This window comes from Streptomyces griseoaurantiacus (assembly GCF_036189845.1).
Classification (GTDB): domain Bacteria; phylum Actinomycetota; class Actinomycetes; order Streptomycetales; family Streptomycetaceae; genus Streptomyces; species Streptomyces griseoaurantiacus.
The window spans coordinates 7,129,277-7,148,419 of the sequence record NZ_CP108326.1 but is presented as its reverse complement, the minus strand read 5'-3'; the positions used below and the strand labels follow the sequence as shown (position 1 = coordinate 7,148,419).

Annotated in this window: 16 protein-coding genes; 9 read left to right on the top strand and 7 right to left on the bottom strand. The window is 72.0% G+C overall.

Features of this window, described 5'->3' with window-relative positions; translation table 11 throughout:
• The first annotated feature begins 330 nt into the window (after positions 1 to 330).
• From OHB09_RS31380 to OHB09_RS31370, 3 genes are all read left to right on the top strand, one after another.
• Positions 331 to 1,353, top strand: a complete 1,023-nt coding sequence (locus OHB09_RS31380) for a glycoside hydrolase family 11 protein (RefSeq protein WP_328922911.1) — start codon at positions 331 to 333, stop codon at positions 1,351 to 1,353.
• Positions 1,354 to 1,378: 25 nt separating this feature from the next.
• Positions 1,379 to 2,407: a polysaccharide deacetylase family protein gene (locus OHB09_RS31375; RefSeq protein ID WP_328922910.1), complete on the top strand. Its 1,029-nt coding sequence runs from the start codon at positions 1,379 to 1,381 to the stop codon at positions 2,405 to 2,407.
• A gap of 115 nt (positions 2,408 to 2,522) precedes the next feature.
• Entirely contained in the window at positions 2,523 to 3,371 is an 849-nt protein-coding gene (locus OHB09_RS31370; protein WP_328922909.1) for a Cof-type HAD-IIB family hydrolase, read from the top strand.
• Positions 3,372 to 3,465: 94 nt separating this feature from the next.
• On the opposite strand, the gene OHB09_RS31365 is transcribed toward OHB09_RS31370, so the two are convergent.
• From OHB09_RS31365 to OHB09_RS31355, 3 genes are all read right to left on the bottom strand, one after another.
• Positions 3,466 to 4,341 carry an SGNH/GDSL hydrolase family protein gene (locus tag OHB09_RS31365; protein ID WP_328727707.1) on the bottom strand — a complete coding sequence of 292 codons (876 nt, stop codon included), beginning with the start codon at positions 4,339 to 4,341 and terminating at the stop codon, positions 3,466 to 3,468.
• Between the two features lie 356 nt (positions 4,342 to 4,697).
• Positions 4,698 to 5,759, bottom strand: coding sequence for a rhamnose ABC transporter substrate-binding protein (gene rhaS / locus OHB09_RS31360; protein WP_328922908.1), 1,062 nt, complete (start codon positions 5,757 to 5,759; stop codon positions 4,698 to 4,700).
• A 344-nt stretch (positions 5,760 to 6,103) separates the two neighbouring features.
• Positions 6,104 to 7,750 (bottom strand): SpoIIE family protein phosphatase, encoded by a 1,647-nt coding sequence (locus OHB09_RS31355; RefSeq protein ID WP_191853666.1) that lies wholly within the window; start codon positions 7,748 to 7,750, stop codon positions 6,104 to 6,106.
• 342 nt (positions 7,751 to 8,092) lie between these two features.
• Here OHB09_RS31355 and OHB09_RS31350 point away from each other — a divergent pair, with 342 nt between their 5' ends.
• A complete protein-coding gene (locus OHB09_RS31350) occupies positions 8,093 to 8,296 on the top strand; it encodes a cold-shock protein (protein ID WP_030379203.1) in 204 nt (67 codons plus the stop codon).
• Between the two features lie 220 nt (positions 8,297 to 8,516).
• Positions 8,517 to 10,037, top strand: a complete 1,521-nt coding sequence (locus OHB09_RS31345) for a DEAD/DEAH box helicase (protein WP_328922907.1) — start codon at positions 8,517 to 8,519, stop codon at positions 10,035 to 10,037.
• A 99-nt stretch (positions 10,038 to 10,136) separates the two neighbouring features.
• On the opposite strand, the gene OHB09_RS31340 is transcribed toward OHB09_RS31345, so the two are convergent.
• The 4 genes from OHB09_RS31340 to OHB09_RS31325 all read right to left on the bottom strand — a co-directional run bounded on the left by OHB09_RS31340 (position 10,137) and on the right by OHB09_RS31325 (position 14,341).
• Positions 10,137 to 11,387, bottom strand: coding sequence for a cation:proton antiporter (locus tag OHB09_RS31340; RefSeq protein ID WP_191892037.1), 1,251 nt, complete (start codon positions 11,385 to 11,387; stop codon positions 10,137 to 10,139).
• A gap of 6 nt (positions 11,388 to 11,393) precedes the next feature.
• Positions 11,394 to 11,864, bottom strand: a complete 471-nt coding sequence (locus OHB09_RS31335) for a cation:proton antiporter regulatory subunit (protein ID WP_040894967.1) — start codon at positions 11,862 to 11,864, stop codon at positions 11,394 to 11,396.
• 189 nt (positions 11,865 to 12,053) lie between these two features.
• Positions 12,054 to 13,436: an APC family permease gene (locus tag OHB09_RS31330; RefSeq protein WP_191853664.1), complete on the bottom strand. Its 1,383-nt coding sequence runs from the start codon at positions 13,434 to 13,436 to the stop codon at positions 12,054 to 12,056.
• Complete coding sequence (locus tag OHB09_RS31325; RefSeq protein WP_328922906.1) at positions 13,433 to 14,341, bottom strand: carbon-nitrogen hydrolase family protein; 909 nt, start codon at positions 14,339 to 14,341, stop codon at positions 13,433 to 13,435. Before OHB09_RS31325 ends, OHB09_RS31330 begins: the two co-directional genes overlap by 4 nt.
• Positions 14,342 to 14,435: 94 nt before the next feature.
• On the opposite strand from OHB09_RS31325, the gene OHB09_RS31320 reads away from it, so the two are divergent.
• The 4 genes from OHB09_RS31320 (at position 14,436) to OHB09_RS31305 (ending at position 19,139) form a co-directional block, all read left to right on the top strand.
• Entirely contained in the window at positions 14,436 to 15,041 is a 606-nt protein-coding gene (locus OHB09_RS31320; RefSeq protein ID WP_006139936.1) for a TetR/AcrR family transcriptional regulator, read from the top strand.
• 240 nt (positions 15,042 to 15,281) lie between these two features.
• Positions 15,282 to 16,091, top strand: a complete 810-nt coding sequence (locus OHB09_RS31315; protein ID WP_234528452.1) for an ABC transporter ATP-binding protein — start codon at positions 15,282 to 15,284, stop codon at positions 16,089 to 16,091.
• Positions 16,088 to 17,062 carry an ABC transporter substrate-binding protein gene (locus tag OHB09_RS31310; RefSeq protein ID WP_191853661.1) on the top strand — a complete coding sequence of 325 codons (975 nt, stop codon included), beginning with the start codon at positions 16,088 to 16,090 and terminating at the stop codon, positions 17,060 to 17,062. The genes OHB09_RS31315 and OHB09_RS31310 overlap by 4 nt, the downstream gene beginning before the upstream one ends.
• Before the next feature lie 4 nt (positions 17,063 to 17,066).
• A complete protein-coding gene (locus tag OHB09_RS31305) occupies positions 17,067 to 19,139 on the top strand; it encodes an iron ABC transporter permease (RefSeq protein WP_328922905.1) in 2,073 nt (690 codons plus the stop codon).
• Positions 19,140 to 19,143 lie beyond the last annotated feature (4 nt).

The following is a 19,143-nucleotide window of genomic DNA, read 5'->3' as shown; positions in this document are numbered from 1 at the left end:
CGGGGTTTCCATGCACCGGCCCCCCGAAGCCGGGGAAAGGCACGTCCCACCGGCACCCGAGCGGCCTCGAAAGTTTCGCATACAGGTGACCGGGACCCAGTCGAGCACACGGGACGATAAGTATGACTTTCCAGGTGGTCGGCTCGACACAAGACATGACCAGCGCTTACTCCACCCGGGATCCTGCGAAACTTCCGAACGTTTCGTTAACGCCACCGAAACTATTGACAGTCGAATAGGCCGGGCCAACACTGTTCGCCGTTGAGCCCCACGGGCCGTGCCGGCGCCGCCCACCCCCCACCAGCCACTCCCCCAGGAGGAAGCACGGACATGAACGCGCTCGTCCATCCCAGAGGCCGAAAAGCCGGCCGCCTCACCCTGCTGGTCAGGGCAGCCTGGGCCATCGCCCTGGCCGCCGTGGCCTCACTGATGCTGTCGGGCACCGCGAGTGCCGACACCATCACCTCGAACCAGACCGGCACCAGTGGCGGTTACTACTACTCGTTCTGGACCGACGCCCCGGGCACCGTCTCCATGAACACCGGGTCCGGCGGGAACTACAGCACCTCCTGGAGCAACACGGGCAACTTCGTCGCGGGCAAGGGCTGGAGCAACGGCAGCCGCCGGGCCGTCACCTACTCCGGCAGCTTCAACCCGTCCGGCAACGCCTACCTGTCGCTCTACGGCTGGACATCGAACCCGCTCGTCGAGTACTACATCGTCGACAACTGGGGCACCTTCCGGCCCACCGGCAACTACAAGGGCACGGTCAACAGCGACGGCGGCACGTACGACATCTACGAGACGACGCGCTACAACGCCCCCTCGATCGAGGGCGACAACAAGACGTTCAACCAGTACTGGAGCGTCCGGCAGTCCAAGCGCACCGGCGGCACCATCACCACCGGCAACCACTTCGACGCCTGGCAGGCCCACGGCATGCCGATGGGCAGCTTCAACTACTACATGATCCTCGCCACCGAGGGTTACCAGAGCAGCGGCAACTCCAACATCACCGTGGGTGACACCGGTGGCGGAGGCGGCGGTGGCGGTGGCGGAGGAGGTGGCGGCGGCGGCGGCGGAAACGGTGGTTGCAACGCCGTCCTGTCCGCCGGCGACAAGTGGAGCGACCGCTACAACCTCAACGTCTCGGTGAGCGGCTCCAGCAACTGGACCGTCACCATGAACGTGCCCTCCCCCGCCAAGATCCTCTCGACCTGGAACATCAGCGCGAGCTACCCCAGCTCCCAGGTACTCACCGCGAAACCCAACGGCAGCGGCAACAACTTCGGTGTGACCATCCAGACCAACGGCAACTGGACCTGGCCGACCGTCAGTTGCAGCGCCGGCTGACACGCGCGGAACGAGAGGAGGTCCCATGAGAACCACCGGAGCAACGGCACCACCGGCGTTGCGTTCCCTGGTCGCCAGAGCGGCGGTCGTCGCGCTGGCCGTGGCGGGCACGGCGGTCGTCGACGCGGCACCCTCGCAGGCCGCCCCGGCGGCGACCTGCAACGGGTACGTCGGACTCACCTTCGACGACGGTCCGTCCAACGACCACACCCCGGCCCTGCTCAACGCCCTGAAGCAGAACGGGCTGCGGGCCACCATGTTCAACGAGGGCCAGTTCGCGGCCTCGTACCCGTCCCAGGTGGCGGCCGAGATCAACGCCGGCATGTGGGTGGGGAACCACAGCTACACCCACCCGCACCTCGTCCAGCAGAGCCAGTCGGCGATCGACTCGGAGGTGGGCCGGACCCAGCAGGCCATCGCCAACGCCGGTGGCGGCACGCCCAAGCTGTTCCGGCCGCCCTACGGGGAGACCAACTCCACCCTGAAGTCGGTCGAGGCCAAGTACGGGCTCACCGAGGTCATCTGGGACGTCGACTCGCAGGACTGGAACGGCGCGAGCACCGACGCGATCGTGCAGGCGGTCAACCGGCTCGGCAACGGGCAGGTCATCCTCATGCACGAGTGGCCCGGGAACACCCTCTCGGCCATCCCGCGCATCGCGCAGACGCTGGCCTCCAAAGGGCTGTGCGCCGGCATGATCTCCCCGTCCACCGGCCGAGCGGTCGCCCCTGACGGGGGCGGCTCGGGCGGCGGTGGCGGTGGCGGTGGCGGTGGCGGTGGCGGGAACGGTGGCTGCAACGCCACCCTGTCCGCCGGCGACAAGTGGAGCGACCGCTACAACCTCAACGTCTCGGTGAGCGGCTCCAGCAACTGGACCGTCACCATGAACGTGCCCTCCCCCGCCAGAATCCTGTCCACCTGGAACATCAGCGCGAGCTACCCCAGCTCGCAGGTACTGACCGCCAAGCCGAACGGCAGCGGCAACAACTGGGGCGTCACCATCCAGACCAACGGCAACTGGACCTGGCCGACGGTCACCTGCAGCACGTCCTGATCACCCGGGGCTCCGCGCAAGCCGGCTTGCGCGGAGCCCTCCCGCACCCCCCACCCACCTGCGAAAACACCCCTTATTACACTGGAGGACCGCACACCCCCCACCCAGGACGTCCATGAACCCCCCGCACCACCCGCCGTCCCCGCCGCCCGCCGCCGGACCGGGCATCCGGCTCGTCGTCACCGACATGGACGGCACCCTGCTGGACGGCGAAGGCCGCATACCCGAGGACTTCTGGCCCCTGCTCAGCCGGATGGAACGGCGCGGCATCGTCTTCTGTCCCGCCAGCGGCCGCCAGTACGCCACACTGCGCGCACAGTTCCGGCGGGCGCCCGCCGACACCGTCTTCATCGCCGAGAACGGTACCTACGTCGTCCAGGACGGCCGTGAGCTCAGCTCCGACGTGCTGGACCGCGACGTCGTCACCGAAGCCGTCGGCACGGTGCGGGAACTGTCCGCGCGGGGCGCCGACACCGGCACGGTGGTCTGCGGGAAGCGGTCCGCCTACGTCGAGCGCACCGACCCCGCCTTCCTCGCCGAGGTACGCACCTACTACGCACGGCTCGAGCAGGTGGAGGACGTCACCGCCGTCGACGACGACCTCATCAAGCTCGCCTTCTACGACTTCGGCCGGGCGGAGGAGGGTCTGGCGCCCGCGCTGAAGCCGTTCGGCGTCACCCACCAGGTCGTCCTCTCCGGGGAGCGCTGGGTCGACGTGATGAACCCGGGCGCGAACAAGGGCGCCGCCGTGCGCGGCCTCCAGGGGCGGCTGGGCATCACACCGGACCAGACGGTGGTCTTCGGGGACTACCTCAACGACCTGGAGATGATGGACACGGCCACCTGGTCCTTCGCCATGGCCAACGCCCACCCCGACATCAGACTCCGGGCCCGCCATCTCGCGCCCGCGCACACCGAGAACGGCGTGGTCAGCACCCTGGCCGCCCTGCTGGGGCCGGTCTGACGATTCCCGGCGTCCGCCCGGAGGGCGGCACCGGTCGCCTCGGGAGGTGGCCCGCCGCCGGCGTGGTGCGGCGGCGGGCCACCCGTCGGTGGGGTCAGCCCAGACCGAGGGCCGACACAGTCTGCTCCGCCATCGCACGCTCGCCGCGGGCGTTGGGGTGCACGGGAACGACGTTGGTGCCGAACAGGAGCGGCTCGATCCAGCGGGTGCCGCTGGGCGCGCAGGCGTCGTGCCCCTCGGAGGTCTTCGAGAAGTCGACGAAGGTGGCTCCGGTCTCGCGCGCGGCGCGCCCGATGACGGCGTTCAGATGGCCCTGGAGGGCGCGCAGATAGGGCACGTCGCCGGAGGCGATGGGCATCTTCACGAAGCAGGAGCTGTCGGCGGTGGCCGGCATGATCCAGGGGTAGCCGAGCACGGCGACCCGGGCGTTCGGCGCCTTGGCGCGGATCTTCTGCAGCGCGGCCTTGACGTCGGGGTAGGTGTGGGCGTCGATCTGGTCGTCGAAGGTGCTGCCGTACAGCGTCTTGCAGGGGTGCCCCAGTCCGACGGTGGCGATGCCGGCGGTGCCGCAGGCCAGCATGGCGCCGATGAAGGTGTTGTTGTCGTTGCCGCCGATGGTGAGGGTGATCAGCCGGGTGTCGCTCTTGACGGCGTCGAGCTGGGCGGGGACACCGGGGTACTGCGCCTGGGTGAAGTGCTTGGTCTGGGCGGCGCCGCAGGTGACGTCGGTGAGGGCGGCTCCGGTGCGTTCGGCGACGACGCCCGGGTAGTTCAGTTCGGAGCGCAGGCAGAGCAGGGGGGCCGAGAGGTCGGCGGGCAGCACGCCGGATCCGGCGCTGTAGCTGTCGCCGAGGGCGACGTACGGCAGGGGCGTCGCGGCGTGGGCGCTGGGTGCGGCCAGGCCGACGGCCAGTGCGCTCACTGCGGTGGCGGCGGCCGTCAGGGCACGGCGGAGTGCACGTCTGGGCATTCTGCTCTCTCCTCGGAGTCGGGCAGGCCGGATCCGGGCACGGCGGTGCCCGGCGGCGTACGGGTGGGGAACTCGGCGGCTCAAGAGAGGCCGGCGGCGGCCGGGCGCGGGGACGCCGGGCGCGCCGTCGGTGAGGACGGGGAGGACGGCAGAAGGGCCGTGCGGTTACCGAACGGTTCTACCGAGAAGTAATCTGCGCCTTGTTCGACTCGGCGTCAACAAGCGCGACACGACTTCTTCAATCCTCCACGAGCAGGCATGCCTCCGGCCCCGCGACGCGGCGCCCCGTGGCCGATGCCCCGAATGACGCCACGTCAGGGCGCGTGCCCCACCCGTACGCGGGAACGGCGCGCCGCTCAGAAGTCGAACCGCTCGATGTTTCCCTTGTCGAACACCTGCGGCTTGCCGAGGGTGATCACGCCGTCCTCGTCGATGGTGTACTCGCCCATGTCGCCGGCCTTGAAGGTCTCGCCGCGCCTGCCGGTGATCCGCCCGGAGGACAGCGCGAGGGCCGTGCGGGCGGTGAGCTCGCCGAGCTTGGCCGGGTCCCACAGTGCGAACGCCTCGACCGTGCCGTCCTCGACGTACGCGCGCATCTCGTTGGGCGTGCCCAGGCCGGTGACCCGCACCTTGCCCTTGTGGGCGGCGGAACCGGAGACCACGCGCGCGGCGGCCTCGATGCCGATGGTCGTCGGGGAGATGATGCCCTTGAGGTCGGGGTACTTCCGCAGCAGGCGCCGGGTCTCCTCGGCGGACTTGTCCGGGTCGTCGTCGCCGTAGGCGATCTCGACCAGCTCGACGTCCTTGTGCTCGGGCTTGTCCAGCTCGTCCTTCATGCAGTCGATCCAGGAGTTCTGGTTCTCCGCGCCCTCGGAGCCGGACAGGATCGCGATCCGCCCCCGGTCGCCGATCTGTTCGGCCATGAGCCGCACCTGGGTGCGGCCGAGGTCCTCCGCCGATGCCTGGGAGACGAACACGTCGCGGCATTCCGGGCGGGTGTCGGAATCGTAGGTCACGACGGTGACACCCTGCTTCATCGCCTTCCTCAACTCGGTGCACAGCTTGGCCGGATGCACCGCGGAGACGGCAAGGGCGTCGACCTCCTGCCGCCTGAGCATCTTGATGTACGAGTTCTGTCCGACCGTGTCGGTGGCGTTGCTGGAGCCGAAGTCCTCGTACACGGAGCCGAGTTCCTCGACGACCGTCTTGGCACCGAGGTCGGCGTTGGTGAAGTACAGGTTGTTGTCGCGCTGTTTGGGCAGGAAGGCGACCGTCAGGCCCGTCCTCGTGGAGGAGTCGGGCTCCGCCGTCGCGTCCCGGTCGCCGTCGCCCTCGGCGCCGCAGGCAGTGAGCGCCGCGGTGAGGGAGACGGCCGCGGCCAGGGCGACACAGGTACGACGGACGTTCGGCGAGCGCATGACGCAGGTCCTCTACGGAAGCTGGGAGTTATGCCGCGCTGACACGGCGTGAAAGGTTTCAATGTGATCTACCGGACGGTAGACAGGCCGACTGACACGCGTCAAACGATCTTGAAGCGATACTGGTCGGAACTCGTGAAGGTGCGCTCACACGCCCTGCACCGGAGGCTGCTTCACGACACCTGGAGGAGCCGTCCAAAGCAGCACTTTCCCGCCCCGCGTGAATCGTTCAAGCGAGGACCCGCCGTGCTGGGCACGGCACCCGCCACGGAGACCGCCGGATGCCGGCCGGGCGGCGAACGGCCGAAATGCGCCGTCCCCGGCGCGCGGTGAGGTGGTGACCCTCACTCCGCGCGGTGGGCGAGGAGCAACGCGATGTCGTCCGCGTTGCCGGCGGGATCGGCGACGGCGGTGAGCAGGTGGTCGGCGAGCGTCTCGAGCGGGGCGGGCGCGGACTGGAGGCACCGCAGCAGTGCCGTCTTGCCCACCTGGATGTCGGCCGTCCGGGACTCCACCAGGCCGTCGGTGCACAGCACCATCGTGGCGCCCGCCTCGAACGGGATGCGGGTGCTGGGGCTGTCCTCCTCCGGGAACGGTCCGAGCGGCATGCCGCCGGGCACCGGGTACCAGGCGCAGTGCCCGTCCGCGTGCCGCACCAGCGGGCCGAGGTGCCCGGCGCGGACCACCTCGGCCTCGTCGGCGGCGGGGTCGAGGACGGCGAGGGCGCACGTGGCGAAGCGGTCCGTGCCCAGCTCGGCGAGGAACCTCCCCGCCCGGCTGAGCGCGGCCCGCGCCGAGTGCCCCTCGGCGAGGTAGGCCCGCAGGGCCGTGCGCAGTTGCCCCATCACGGCGGCGGCGTGCACGTCGTGCCCCTGGACGTCGCCGATGACGAGGGCGGTGCGGCCGTGGGAGAGGTGCACGGCGTCGTACCAGTCGCCGCCGACCTCGTGCGCGAACGGCGCCGGGCGGTACCGGGCGGCGAGGGTGAGTGCGGACGTCTGCGGCAGCCGCGCCGGGAGCATGCTGGTCTGCAGCCCGGCGGCCATCTCCCGGGTACGGTCGTAGAGCAGCGCGCGTTGCAGCGACTGGGCGATCGTCCCGCTGAGGGCGAGCAGCACGGTGCGCAGCTGCGGCGGGAAGGCGCCGCCCTCGGAGGCCAGACCGACCGCGCCGAAGGTGCGCCCCTGGGCGGTCAGCGGGAGGACGGCGTAGCCGACGCGGTCGTGCGGGGGCAGCAGGCGGCGCAGTTGCGGGTATCCGTCGAGCAGGGCGGCGTGGTCGAGGAAGACGGGCCGGCCCGTGCGGATCGCCTCGCTCAGCGGCAGCGGGTCCTCCACCCGGCTCATGCGCAGCGCGCGCACCGCCGGGGCCGGGAAGCCGCGGGAGGACAGCAGCAGCACATGACCGTGGTCCTCGCAGCACACCGCGACGCTCCGGACCGCCGCGGGTCCGAGCAGCCCCGCCCGCACGAGGGCCTCGGTGACCTCCTCGACGGTGGCGGCCTGCGTGAGCGCGGTGGTGAGCTGCTGCACGAGGTCGGCGTGGCGGGCGCCGGTGGGGTCCGCCGTGTGGGACTCACGGGCCTCCACGTCGGGCCGGGCGTCGCGGACGACGCCCACCACGCGCTGGAGGTGCCCCTCGGCGTCGCGCACCACCCGGCCCTGCGCATGGGTCCAGCGGGCATCGCCCTCGGCGTGCCGCAGCCGGAAGTAGAGGCTGAAGGAGGTCTCCCGGTCCAGTGCGCGGCGCGCCTCGGCGAACACCCTGGGCATGTCCTGGGCGAGCACCCGGGCGGCCAGCGCCTCCGGGTGCTCCTCGCACTCCTCGCGGGTCAGGCCGAGCACGGCCCTCGCCGTGGCGTCGCAGTGCAGCCGGCCGGCCGCCGGTTCCCACACGACACCGCCGACCCCGACGAACGCGGGCACCCCGGCGAGCGCCGTCCCCGCGCCGTCACCGAGGCCGTCTCCACCATCGACTTTCATTCCGGACATCTCTGCCATTCTCCGCCTCCGGCGCCGGAGGGCACGTCGGCGCGGGCCCGGCACACCCCGGAGGGCACGCCGGAGAGCCCTGCGGAGCACTCCCCCGCTGGTCCCGGACTCGTGGCCGCACTGGCGCCCGGCCGGAACTGTGCTACCGTTGACCTTGTTGCAGTTTTGGTTACCAGAGGCTTCGAGTGCTCTTCCGACCTTCGTCGACGGGCACTTTTTTCGTTTCCGGGGCCTTCGGATTTCATTGCATCCGGGGTCTTCCGAGTCTTCGGTCGGGTAAATCGTCGCTGCGGCGCCGGTCCGCACACGCGGCTCCGGGCACTGCCCCAAAGGAGATTCAACATGGCATCTGGCACCGTGAAGTGGTTCAACTCGGAAAAGGGTTTTGGCTTCATCGAGCAGGACGGTGGCGGCGCCGACGTCTTCGCCCACTACTCGAACATCGCCACCTCCGGCTTCCGTGAGCTTCAGGAGGGCCAGAAGGTGACCTTCGACGTCACGCAGGGCCAGAAGGGCCCGCAGGCCGAGAACATCGTTCCTGCCTGACGCCGAGGCGTTCTTTACGGCTGGGACCCGCACTCCTGGGGTGCGGGTCCCAGCCCGTTGTATGTCTTCAGCTCATTCGCTCGTCCCCATATCCGTCGGCGTCCGTCCGACGTCTCTTCGGCTCATTCTTGCGATTCCCCCACGGCCGGTCACCGGCCGGCCGACGGCACCCTCGTGCCGCGGGAATTCCTCGATACGTGCCGCATCGAGGAAGGCCCGCATGAATCGTCCTGCCCGTACCGACAACCGTTCCGCCCGCAGCCGTCGGCCCCGTCCCCAGCGGGCGGGAGGCCAGCAGGCTTCCGGGAGCGCCCCGCGCTCGGGGGGCCAGGGTTCCGGCCGCGGCGGCCGCGGACGCGCCTCCGCCCCGCACGGGGAGTTCGCCCTTCCGGCGACCGTCACCCCGGCGCTCCCGGCGGTCGAGTCCTTCGAGGAGCTGGACCTGCCCGCGCGGCTGCTGACCACCCTCTCCGCGCAGGGCATGTCCGCGCCCTTCCCGATCCAGGCCGCGACGCTGCCGAACTCGCTGGCCGGACGTGACGTCCTGGGCCGCGGGCGGACGGGCTCGGGCAAGACCCTCGCCTTCGGGCTCGCGCTGCTGGCCCGTACGCACGGGCAGCGGGCCGAGCCGCGGTATCCGCTGGCCCTCGTCCTCGTCCCCACCCGGGAGCTGGCGCAGCAGGTCACGGCCGCCCTCACCCCCTACGCCAAGGCCCTCGGGCTGCGGCTCACCACGGTGGTCGGCGGCGTGTCGCTGGGCCGGCAGGCGAGCGCGCTGCGGGGCGGGGCCGAGGTCGTGGTCGCCACGCCCGGCCGCCTCAAGGACCTGATCGACCGCGACGACTGCCGGCTGGACAGTGTCGCCCTCACCGTCCTGGACGAGGCCGACCAGATGACCGACATGGGGTTCATGCCCCAGGTCACCGCGCTGCTCGACCGGACCCGCCCGGACGGCCAGCGGCTGCTGTTCTCCGCGACCCTGGACCGCAACGTCGACCGGCTCGTGCGGCGCTACCTGCACGACCCGGTGGTCCACTCCGTGGACCCCGCGGCGGGTGCGGTCACCACGATGGAGCACCACGTGCTGCACGTGGACGACGAGGACAAGCACGCCACCACGGCGCGGATCGCCGCGCGCGAGGGGCGCGTCATCATGTTCCTCGACACCAAGCACGCGGCCGACCGGCTGGCCAAGAAGCTGCTGGCGGTCGGGGTGCGCGCCGCGGCGCTGCACGGCGGGAAGTCGCAGTCGCAGCGCACCCGCACGCTGGCCCAGTTCAAGGACGGCAACGTCACCGCGCTGATCGCGACGAACGTCGCGGCCCGCGGCATCCACGTCGACGACCTGGACCTCGTGGTCAACGTCGACCCGCCGGGCGACCACAAGGACTATCTGCACCGCGGCGGGCGCACGGCGCGCGCGGGCGAGTCCGGCACGGTGGTCACCCTGGTGCTCCCGCACCAGCGGCGGGAGATGACCCGTCTGATGGCGGACGCGGGGATCACGCCGCGGACGACGCGGGTGCGGGCCGACGAGCCCGTGGCGGCGGAGTGGGAGCGGATCACCGGGGCGCGCGAGCCCTCGGGTGTGCCGGTCGTCCTCCCGGCGCCCGCCGCGCCGGAGGAGCGCCGGCGCGGGTCGGCGCCCCGTCGCGGCCGACGCGGCGGCACGGGACGCGGCCGCCCCAGCCCGGGCGCGGGCTCCGGCTCCGGCTCCCGGGGCGGCGGCCGGCGAGGCTGAGCCACGCCGGACCCGGTGCCCCCGTGTCCCTGACACGCCGACGGCCCCGTGCCCCCTTCGGGGGGTGCGGGGCCGTCGGCGTGTCTCGTGGCGTCCCCGTCAGGGGCGGGCCGCCGTGTCCTCGGACGCGTCCAGCGCCTCGTGGGCGGCGGCATCGCCCGCGACCGCCTCGCCCTTGTTGACCGGGGGACGCAGGCGCCCGGTCAGCCGCAGGCCGATCGGTTCCGTGAAACGTGCCGTCAGCGGGCCGATGACCACCAGGATAAGGACGTACGCCGTGGCCAGCGGGCCCAGCGACGGTTCGATGCCCGCGGTCACCGCGAGCCCGGCGATGACGATGGAGAACTCGCCGCGCGCGACCAGCGTGCCGCCCGCCCGCCAGCGCGCCCGCACCGAGACCCCGGCCCGCTTGGCGGCCCAGTACCCCGTCGCGATCTTCGTCAGCGCGGTGACCAGGGCCAGCGCGAGGGCCGGCAGCAGTACCGGCGGGATGCTGGAGGGGTCGGTGTGCAGGCCGAAGAAGACGAAGAAGACCGCGGCGAACAGGTCCCGCAGCGGGGCGAGCAGATGGTGCGCACCCTCGGCGACCTCTCCGGAGAGCGCGATGCCCACGAGGAAGGCGCCGACCGCGGCGGACACCTGGAGCTGCTGCGCCAGGCCGGCGATCACCAGGGTGAGGCCGAGGACCACGAGCAGCAGCTTCTCCGGGTCGTCGCTGGAGACGAAGCGGGAGACCAGCCGCCCGTACCGCACGGCGAGGACCAGGACCAGACCGGCGACGCCGAGGGCGATCGCGAGGGTGAGGCTGCCGGCGGCGAGCCCGGATCCGGCGAGCAGCGCGGTGACGATGGGCAGGTAGACGGCCATCGAGAGGTCCTCGAGGACCAGGATGCTGAGGATGGTCGGCGTCTCGCGGTTGCCGAGCCGTCCGAGGTCGCCGAGCACCTTGGCGATGACCCCGGAGGAGGACACCCAGGTGACTCCGGCGAGCACCACCGCCGCCACCGGCCCCCAGCCGAGCAGCAGCGCGGCGATCGCGCCCGGCAGCGCGTTGAGCGCGGCGTCGACGAGTCCCGCCGGGTACTGCGTCTTGAGATTGGAGACCAGGTCACTGGCCGTGTACTCGAGACCGAGCATCAGCAGCAGGAGGATGACGCCGATCTCGGCGCCGATCGCCACGAACTCCTCGCTGGCGCCCAGCGGCAGCAGTCCGCCCTGGCCGAAGGCGAGTCCGGCGAGCAGGTAGAGCGGGATGGGCGAGAACTGGAAACGGGCGGCGAAGCGGCCGAGGAGGCCGAGCCCGAGGATGATGCAGCCGAATTCGATCAGGAAGACAGGAGAAGAGTGCACAGGCGCTCACTCCCGTCCGAGTATGGACGCGGCGGCATCGACCCCTTCACGGGTCCCGATCATGATGAGGACGTCCCCGCCCGCCAGCCGGAAGTGCGGGGTGGGCGAGGGGATGGCCTCGGCCCGGCGCAGCACGGCGACGATGGAGACGCCCGTCTCGGTGCGCATCCGGGTCTCGCCGAGCAGGCGTCCGTTCCAGTGCGAGGTGGCCGAGAGTTCGACCCGTTCCGCGACCAGCCCGAGCTCGGTGGTGGAGAGCAGATTGGGGCTGTGGTGCTCGGGACGCAGCGCGTCCACCAGCGCTTCCGCCTCACCCGCGCTGAGCCTCGCCGACAGCGCGCAGGCGTCGGGGTCGTCCGTGCGATAGGCGCTCAAGGTCCGTGCGCCGTCGCGGTGGGCCACCACCGAGAGCCGCCGCCTCTCCCGCGTCGTCAGGTCGTACCGCACGCCGATTCCCGGCAATGGCGTACTGCTCATACGTGGAGCGCCCACCACTGTCCCCCTTCATGTTTTTGTCATCTCTTGAACCACACTTGGTCGACAGTCTACCTATCGACATCCAGTTGTGGGGTGCACGCACATATCGGACACAGGGCGCCGATCACGTGGGACGGGGCCCCGGAGGGTTGCTCCGGGGCCACGTCGGTGCGCTCGTGCGCCGTGGGATCACTTCGGTGTGGTGACCGGGGTCTCCTCGCGCGAGGTCTCCTCCAGGTGGAGTTCCGGCGGCTCCCGGCGCAGTCCGCCGGTGAGGACGCACAGGTACACGATGCCGAGGACCAGCCAGCCCAGGCCCAGCAGGACGGCGGTGTGGCTGAGCTTGGTGAGCAGGTAGATGTCTGCCGCGGCGCCGAGTACCGGCAGGACCACGTGCACGAGCACGGACCGGTGACCGCCGGAGCGACGGTGCCCGGCCCAGGCGACGACGACGCAGACGTTCACCAGGGTGAAGGCCAGGAAGGCGCCGAAGTTGATGAACGAGGTGGCGGTCTCCAGCGAGAGCTGGGTGGCGAAGAGGCCGATCGCCGCGATGAGCAGCAGGTTGAACAGCGGGGTGCGCAGCCGCGGGTGCAGTGCGCCGAAGGTGCGCCGGGGCAGGACCCCGTCGCGCCCCATGACGTACATCAGGCGGCTGGTGCTGGCCTGGATGGCGACGCAGGAGGCCATGCCGCCGATGAGGGTGACGGCGTTGAGGACGTTGGCGAAGCCCTTGCCGCCGGCCATGATCGCCACCTCGTAGCCCGCGGTGGAGTCGTCCTCGAAGACGGCTCCGGGGTGCACCCACTGCAGGAGCAGGGAGAGGACGAAGAAGATGCCACCGCCGACCAGCACCGTGAGCAGGATGCCCCGGGGGACGTTGCGCCGGGGGTCGCGCACCTCCTCGCTGAGGGTGCTGAGGGCGTCGAAGCCGAGGAAGGAGTAGGCGGCGATCGCGGCGGCGGCGGTGACGGTGCCCAGGGAGGCCGCCGGGTTCCACAGCGCGTGCGCCCCGTCGGAGGCGGAGGAGCCGCCCAGGGTGTGGACACAGACGACCACGAGGGCGAGCAGGCCGAGGCTGGTCAGCGAGAGCAGCACCCTGTTGACGCGGTCGGCGAGGACGATGCCCAGCGCGTTGACGAGGGTGGTGACGGCGATGACGAGGACCAGCCAGGCCCAGGTGGGCAGGGCGGAGAACTGCACATGGAGGTAGAGGGCCTGGATCAGCCAGGCGACCATGGGCAGGAAGAGGTAGTCCAGCAGCAGGGCCCAGCCCGCGAGGAAGCCGATGCGGGAGCCGAGGAGCCGCCGCGCGTAGGTGTAGACCGAGCCGGCGACGGGGTGGTCGCGGGCCAGCTTGCCGTAGCTGAGCGCGGTGAGCGTCATGGCCACGGTGGCGACCACGTAGGCGGTGGGTGCCACGCCGCCCGAGGTGCCCGCGATGACCCCGAAGGTCGACACCACGATGGCCGGCGCCATGTACGACAGCCCGAAGACGACGAGGGACAGCAGGCCGAGCCTGGGCACCAGGCGACCGGACGGCGTCGTCCCGGTCTCGGAGGTGGTGGTCATGAGCTCTCGTGCCGTTCCGTGAGGGGTGAGCCGCCGTGGCCGGCTCCCCAGGTGCTGGGGTCGATCCTGCCCGAGTAGAGCGGGAGGTCGAGCGGGGCGTCGCCGGGCCGGAACTGCCGCCAGGGACGGTTGAGCCCCGCGGTGCCGTAGTGACGGACCCGGGCGGTCTCGCCGAGGTCGATCACGTCGGTGAGCACGCACTCCTCGGCGGCGGGGGCCTGGGTGCGGACCCGGCCCTCGGGGTCCACCAGGAGGCTGCGGCCCACCCCGGTGGGGGTGGCCGCGTTGACGCTCGCGAGGAACACCTGGTTGGTGAGGGCGTTGGCGCGGGCCAGTACGGTCTCCTGCTCGCGGTCGCTGGTGGGCGTCTGCACGAGGTTGAGGACGAGTTCGGCGCCGAGGTGGGCGAGGTTGCGGGTGATCTCCGGGAACCAGGCGTCGTAGCAGATGGTGAGGCCGACCCGACCGTACTCCCCCATCGCGAAGACGACGAACTCGGTGCCGGGCGTGACCTTCTCGTACGGGCGCCACGGGCAGATCTTGCGGTACGCGGCCACCCGGCGGCCGTCGGGCGCGTACACCGGGGCGGTGTTGTAGACGTTCCCGTCCGCGCCCCGCTCGTAGAGGCTGCCGGGGGCGAGCCAGACGCCCAGGTCCCCGGCGAGCTCGCCGAGCCGCCGGTCGAGCGGGCCGTCGAGGGGCCGGGCCAGTTCCTCGGGGGCCGGGCCGTCCTCGCCGGGGACGGCACCGGGGGTGGCGGTGGCGAGATGGAGCTCGGGATAGACGTACAGGCGTACTGCCGGCCGCTGCCGCGCCAGCCGCTCCAGCCCGAGGGCGAAGGAGTCGAGGTCCCCGGCCGGGGGCGCGGGGGCCTGGACGAGCGCGAGAGGGAGGGGTGAGGCCATGGGGAACTGCCTTCCGTGATTCGTTAAACGAAGTTTGATTAACGAATGCGGAGGCGTCAAGGGCCCGTCCACCAGGGCGTGAGAGGATGACGGCATGCCGCGCCCCCGCAACCAGACCGCCCGACGCGCACAGCTGGTACAGGCGGCGACACGGACCGTGCTGGAGCGCGGGGTGACGAACGCGCGGCTTCGGGACATAGCGGCCCAGGCGGGACTGACGCCGGCCTCGGTCCTGTACTACTACCCGGACATCAACGACCTGCTGGCCGCCGTGTTCGCACAGGGCACCGAGACCTATGTGCTGCGGCGCCGCGAGGCCGTGGAGGCGTGCGACACCGCGTGGGCGCGGCTCTCGGCCTGCGTCACGTCCGGCATCCCGTTCCCCGGCGAGGCCGAGACGACGAGCCGGTTGCTGTACGAACTGCTGCCCGTGGCCTTCCGGGTCGAGGCGGTCGCCGCACGCAACACCGCCTTCCTCGCCCAGCAGACCGGTCTGTACCGGCAGGTCCTGGAGGAGGGCGCGGCCTCGGGCGACTTCCGCCTGGCGGCCCCCGCCGACTTCCTCGCCCGCTCCTTCGTGGCTCTGGAGGACGGGTACGGCATCGACGTCCTCTCCGGGGTGGCGACGGCCGAGGAGGTCCAGGAGCGGCTGCTCCACCATGCCCGGCTGATGACGGGGACGTCCGAACCGGACGAGTGACCCCTCGACAGCACCTTCGGCCAACTCCCGCCCAGACGAACGGAGTTGCGCACTCCGCCCTCCGGCGCCATCCCTGACCTGCACCGCGCGCACCCCGATGCGGCCCGCGCGGCCCGTCCCACTCCGTGGGCCACCCGTACGAAAGATGAGTAAGGGTAGGCTAACCTTCATCGCGTGACAGCAGGTGACACGCCCGCCGCGGGCTTCTCTTCGCGCGGCCATGAACTGACGGCTCGAGAGATGACCGTGGCGTACGACGGCGTCGACGTCGTCCACGCCGCGGGCCTCACCCTGCGCCCCGGTGAGGTGACCGCGCTCGTGGGCCCGAACGGGAGCGGGAAGTCCACGCTCCTGCGCACCCTGGCCCGGCTCCAGCGGCCGCGGGGCGGCACGCTCACCCTCGAGGCCCCCGAGGAGGACGGGCCGGCCGACGGACTCGCGCTCAGCGGGCGGGAGTTCGCCCGCCGCGTCGCCCTGCTGACCCAGGGCCGGCCCACGCCGAGCGGTCTGACCGTGCGTGACCTCGTCGCCTTCGGCCGCTATCCCCACCGGGGCCGCTGGGGCCGCCACGACCCGGGCGGGGCGGCCGCGGTCGACCGGGCGCTCGCCCTCACCGGCGTCACCGCTCTCGCCGACCGCGGCGCCGACCACCTCTCCGGCGGTCAGCTCCAGCGGGTCTGGCTCGCGAGCTGTCTCGCCCAGGAGACCGGCGTGCTCCTGCTGGACGAGCCCACCACCTACCTCGACCTGCGCTACCAGGTCGAACTCCTCGACCTGATCCGCGATCTGGCCGACGACCACGGCATCGCCGTCGGCGTGGTCCTGCACGACCTCGACCAGGCGGCCGCCGTCGCCGACCGGATCACCCTGCTCGGCGCGGGCCGCGTGCTCGCCGAGGGCCCGCCCGAGGACGTCCTCGTCCCCGACCTGCTGACCCGCACGTACGGCATCCGTATCGAGGTCGGCACCGATCCGCTCACCGGGCGGCTGCGCACCCGCGCGCTCGGCCGCCACCACACCCGTGATGAAAGGCTCCCCTCCCCGTCATGAGACGCTCCCTCGTCCTCACCGCCTCCACCGCCGTAGCCGCCCTCGCGCTGACCGCGTGCGGCACCACCGAACCCGCCGCCGACCCGGCCGCGAAGACCTCCGCGAAGATCACGCTCACCGACGCGACCGGTACGACGGTCACCCTCGACGGTCCGGCGAAGCGGGTCGTGGGCACCGAATGGGGTGCCGTGGAGAGCATCGTCTCCCTCGGGGTGGACCCCGTCGGGGTGGCCGATGTGAAGGGCTACACCAACTACGACTCCGCCGTCCCGCTGAAGAACTCGCCCAAGGACATCGGCACCCGGGGCGAGCCCAGCACCGACACCATCGCCTCCCTCTCCCCCGACCTGGTCGTCGCCACCACCGACCTGTCCTCCGCCGTCCTCAAGCAGCTCCGCAAGGTCGCCCCCGTGCTGACGCTGCGTTCCGCGGACGCCTCCGACCCGATCGGGCAGATGGAGGACAACCTGGACCTCGTCGCCAGGGCCACCGGCACCACGGCGAAGGCGGCAAAGGTGAAGAAGTCCTTCGACGCGAAGATCGCCGAGGGTACGAAGGCACTGTCCGAGGCCGGCCTGGACGGGACGAAGTACGCCTTCGCCGACGGGTACGTCGTCTCCAACCAGGTGACGGTCCGCCCCTACACCAGTGGTTCGCTCATCGGCGCGGTCAGCGAGAGGATCGGGCTGAAGAACGCCTGGACCGTCAAGGGCGACAAGAACTACGGCCTCGCGAGCACGGACGTGGAGGGCCTGACCGCGCTCGGTGACGTGCGGTTCGCGTACATCGCCAACGACAAGGACGGCGAGGACCCCTTCGCGGACGGACTGGCGAAGAACTCCGTGTGGAAGTCGCTGAAGTTCGTCCGGAAGAACCACGTGACCCGGCTGCCCGACGGCATCTGGATGTTCGGCGGCCCGGAGTCGATGGAGGCGTACGTCGACGCCGTCGTCGACGCGCTGACGAAGTAGTGCCGTGACCATCACCTCGACCCCACCCCTCACCCGCCCGCCGGCGGCCGCCGCCTCGCGGCCCGCCGGCGCGGCGGCGGTGACTGCCGCGCTCGCCCTCCTGGTCGTGGCGCTCGCCCTCGTCGACCTCACCCAGGGCACGGCGGCGGTCGGCCCGGCGGAGGTCTGGAAGGCACTGACCGGCCGCGCGGAGGCCGGGGACGCGTCGGTCGTCATCGCCTCCCGGCTGCCGCGGGCCGCCGCCGGACTGCTCGTCGGCGCCGCCCTCGGCATGGCGGGCGCCGCGCTGCAGGCGGTCAGCCGCAATGTGCTGGCCGCGCCCGACACCCTCGCGGTCAACGCCGGCGCCTACCTCCTGCTCGGCGTGGTCACCGTCACCGGGATCTCGCTCCCGCTGCTCGCCTCCTCCGGCGTCGCTTTCCTCGGCGGGCTCGCCGCGGCCGCCCTCGTCCTCGGCCTGTCGGGGCCGGGCGGCGGCACCGTCCGCCTGGTGCTGGCCGGCAGCGCCCTCGCCCTCGGACTGACCTCCGTCACCCAGGGGCTGCTGCTGCTGTTCCCGCAGCGCACCGAGGGCCTCTACCAGTGGAACCAGGGCAGCATCAGCCAGAACGGCTTCGACGGCGTGCTGCAGATGCTGCCCGTGGCGCTGATCGGGGCCGCGGGGCTGCTCCTCCTGGCCCGCCGGGTCGACGCGCTCGCCCTGGGCGACGACGCCGCGCGCGGGCTCGGCGTCCCCGTGCGCGGCACCCGCGTCGCCGTGGTGGTGCTCGCCGCACTGCTCTCGGCGTCCTCGGTGACCCTCGCCGGGCCGATCGGCTTCGTCGGGCTGTGCGCCCCGGCGCTGGTGCGGCCGCTGGCCCGCCGTCATCGGGCGTTCACCCGGGCCCGGGCGCTCGTGCCGGTCGCCGGGCTGGCCGGGGCGGGCCTCGTGCTCGGCTCGGACGTGCTGCTGCGGGCCCTCGTCCCCGCACGGTCCGCGGTGGCCGTGCCGACAGGCGTCGTCACCGGCCTCGTCGGAGCGGTGTTCCTGGTCGGCATGGCGCTGCGGGTGAAGGACACCGCCTCGGCGGGCGCGCCGGACCGGCTGCGCATCCCGGGCCGGACGGTGTTCGCCGCGACGGTGGCCGGCCTCGTCCTCGTCCTCGTCGCGGTCGTCGTGGCCGCCGTCCTGCTGGGCGACTCCAAGCTGCTCTTCGGCGATGTCGTCAACTGGCTTCGGGGCAGCGCCGGACGGACGGTCTCCTACGTCCTGGACACCCGCGTGCCCCGGGTGCTGGCCGCGCTGCTCGCGGGGGCGGCGCTCGCGCTGTCCGGGACGCTCGTGCAGGCCGTCACCCGCAACCCGCTCGCCGAACCCGGCGTCCTCGGGGTCACCGGCGGGGCCGCGCTCGGCGCCGTCGCGCTGGTGACCTCGGTGCCGGCGGCGGGTGCGTGGGGGGTGGCGGGCGCGGCGTTCACGGGAGCGACCGTGACCGGCGTCCTCGTGTTCGGGCTGGCCGCGCGCGGCGGGTTCCCGCAGAACCGGCTGGTGCTCGTCGGCGTCGGCGTGTCCGCCGGGACGACGGCGCTGATCGGTCTGCTGATCGTGCTGACCGACCCGTTCAACGCGACGAAGGCGCTCACCTGGCTGTCCGGTTCCACCTACGGGCGCACGTTCCCGGACGCGCTGCCGGTGGCGGCGGTGCTGGTGCCGGCGCTCGTGGTGGCCGTGGTCCGGCGGACGGAGCTGGACCTCGTCTCGCTCGACGAGGACACGCCCGGTCTGCTGGGTCTGCGGCTCGGGCGGACCCGGCTGGGGTTCCTCGCGCTCGCCGTGCTGCTCGCGGCCACGGCGGTCGCGGCGGCGGGCACGATCGGCTTCGTCGGCCTGGTGGCGCCCCACGCCGCGCGCTCCCTGGTGGGGCGCCGGCATGTGCGGGTCGTACCGGTCGCGGTGCTGCTCGGAGCCGTGCTGGTGTGCGTGGCGGATCTGCTCGGCCGCACGGTGATCGCCCCGGCGCAGCTCGGGGCGGGTCTGATGACGGCGGTGGTCGGCACGCCGTACTTCCTGTACCTGCTGGTACGAGGGCGTCGGTGAGGCC

Excerpts from the sequence above, each read along its gene's own strand:
- OHB09_RS31380 (WP_328922911.1), top strand. The coding sequence starts at position 331 with ATGAACGCGCTCGTCCATCCCAGAGGCCGAAAAGCCGGCCGCCTCACC.
- OHB09_RS31375 (WP_328922910.1), top strand. The coding sequence starts at position 1,379 with ATGAGAACCACCGGAGCAACGGCACCACCGGCGTTGCGTTCCCTGGTC.
- OHB09_RS31370 (WP_328922909.1), top strand. The coding sequence starts at position 2,523 with ATGAACCCCCCGCACCACCCGCCGTCCCCGCCGCCCGCCGCCGGACCG.
- OHB09_RS31365 (WP_328727707.1), bottom strand. The coding sequence starts at position 4,341 with ATGCCCAGACGTGCACTCCGCCGTGCCCTGACGGCCGCCGCCACCGCA.
- rhaS (WP_328922908.1), bottom strand. The coding sequence starts at position 5,759 with ATGCGCTCGCCGAACGTCCGTCGTACCTGTGTCGCCCTGGCCGCGGCC.
- OHB09_RS31355 (WP_191853666.1), bottom strand. The coding sequence starts at position 7,750 with ATGTCCGGAATGAAAGTCGATGGTGGAGACGGCCTCGGTGACGGCGCG.
- OHB09_RS31350 (WP_030379203.1), top strand. The coding sequence starts at position 8,093 with ATGGCATCTGGCACCGTGAAGTGGTTCAACTCGGAAAAGGGTTTTGGC.
- OHB09_RS31345 (WP_328922907.1), top strand. The coding sequence starts at position 8,517 with ATGAATCGTCCTGCCCGTACCGACAACCGTTCCGCCCGCAGCCGTCGG.
- OHB09_RS31335 (WP_040894967.1), bottom strand. The coding sequence starts at position 11,864 with ATGAGCAGTACGCCATTGCCGGGAATCGGCGTGCGGTACGACCTGACG.
- OHB09_RS31330 (WP_191853664.1), bottom strand. The coding sequence starts at position 13,436 with ATGACCACCACCTCCGAGACCGGGACGACGCCGTCCGGTCGCCTGGTG.
- OHB09_RS31325 (WP_328922906.1), bottom strand. The coding sequence starts at position 14,341 with ATGGCCTCACCCCTCCCTCTCGCGCTCGTCCAGGCCCCCGCGCCCCCG.
- OHB09_RS31320 (WP_006139936.1), top strand. The coding sequence starts at position 14,436 with ATGCCGCGCCCCCGCAACCAGACCGCCCGACGCGCACAGCTGGTACAG.
- OHB09_RS31315 (WP_234528452.1), top strand. The coding sequence starts at position 15,282 with ATGACCGTGGCGTACGACGGCGTCGACGTCGTCCACGCCGCGGGCCTC.
- OHB09_RS31310 (WP_191853661.1), top strand. The coding sequence starts at position 16,088 with ATGAGACGCTCCCTCGTCCTCACCGCCTCCACCGCCGTAGCCGCCCTC.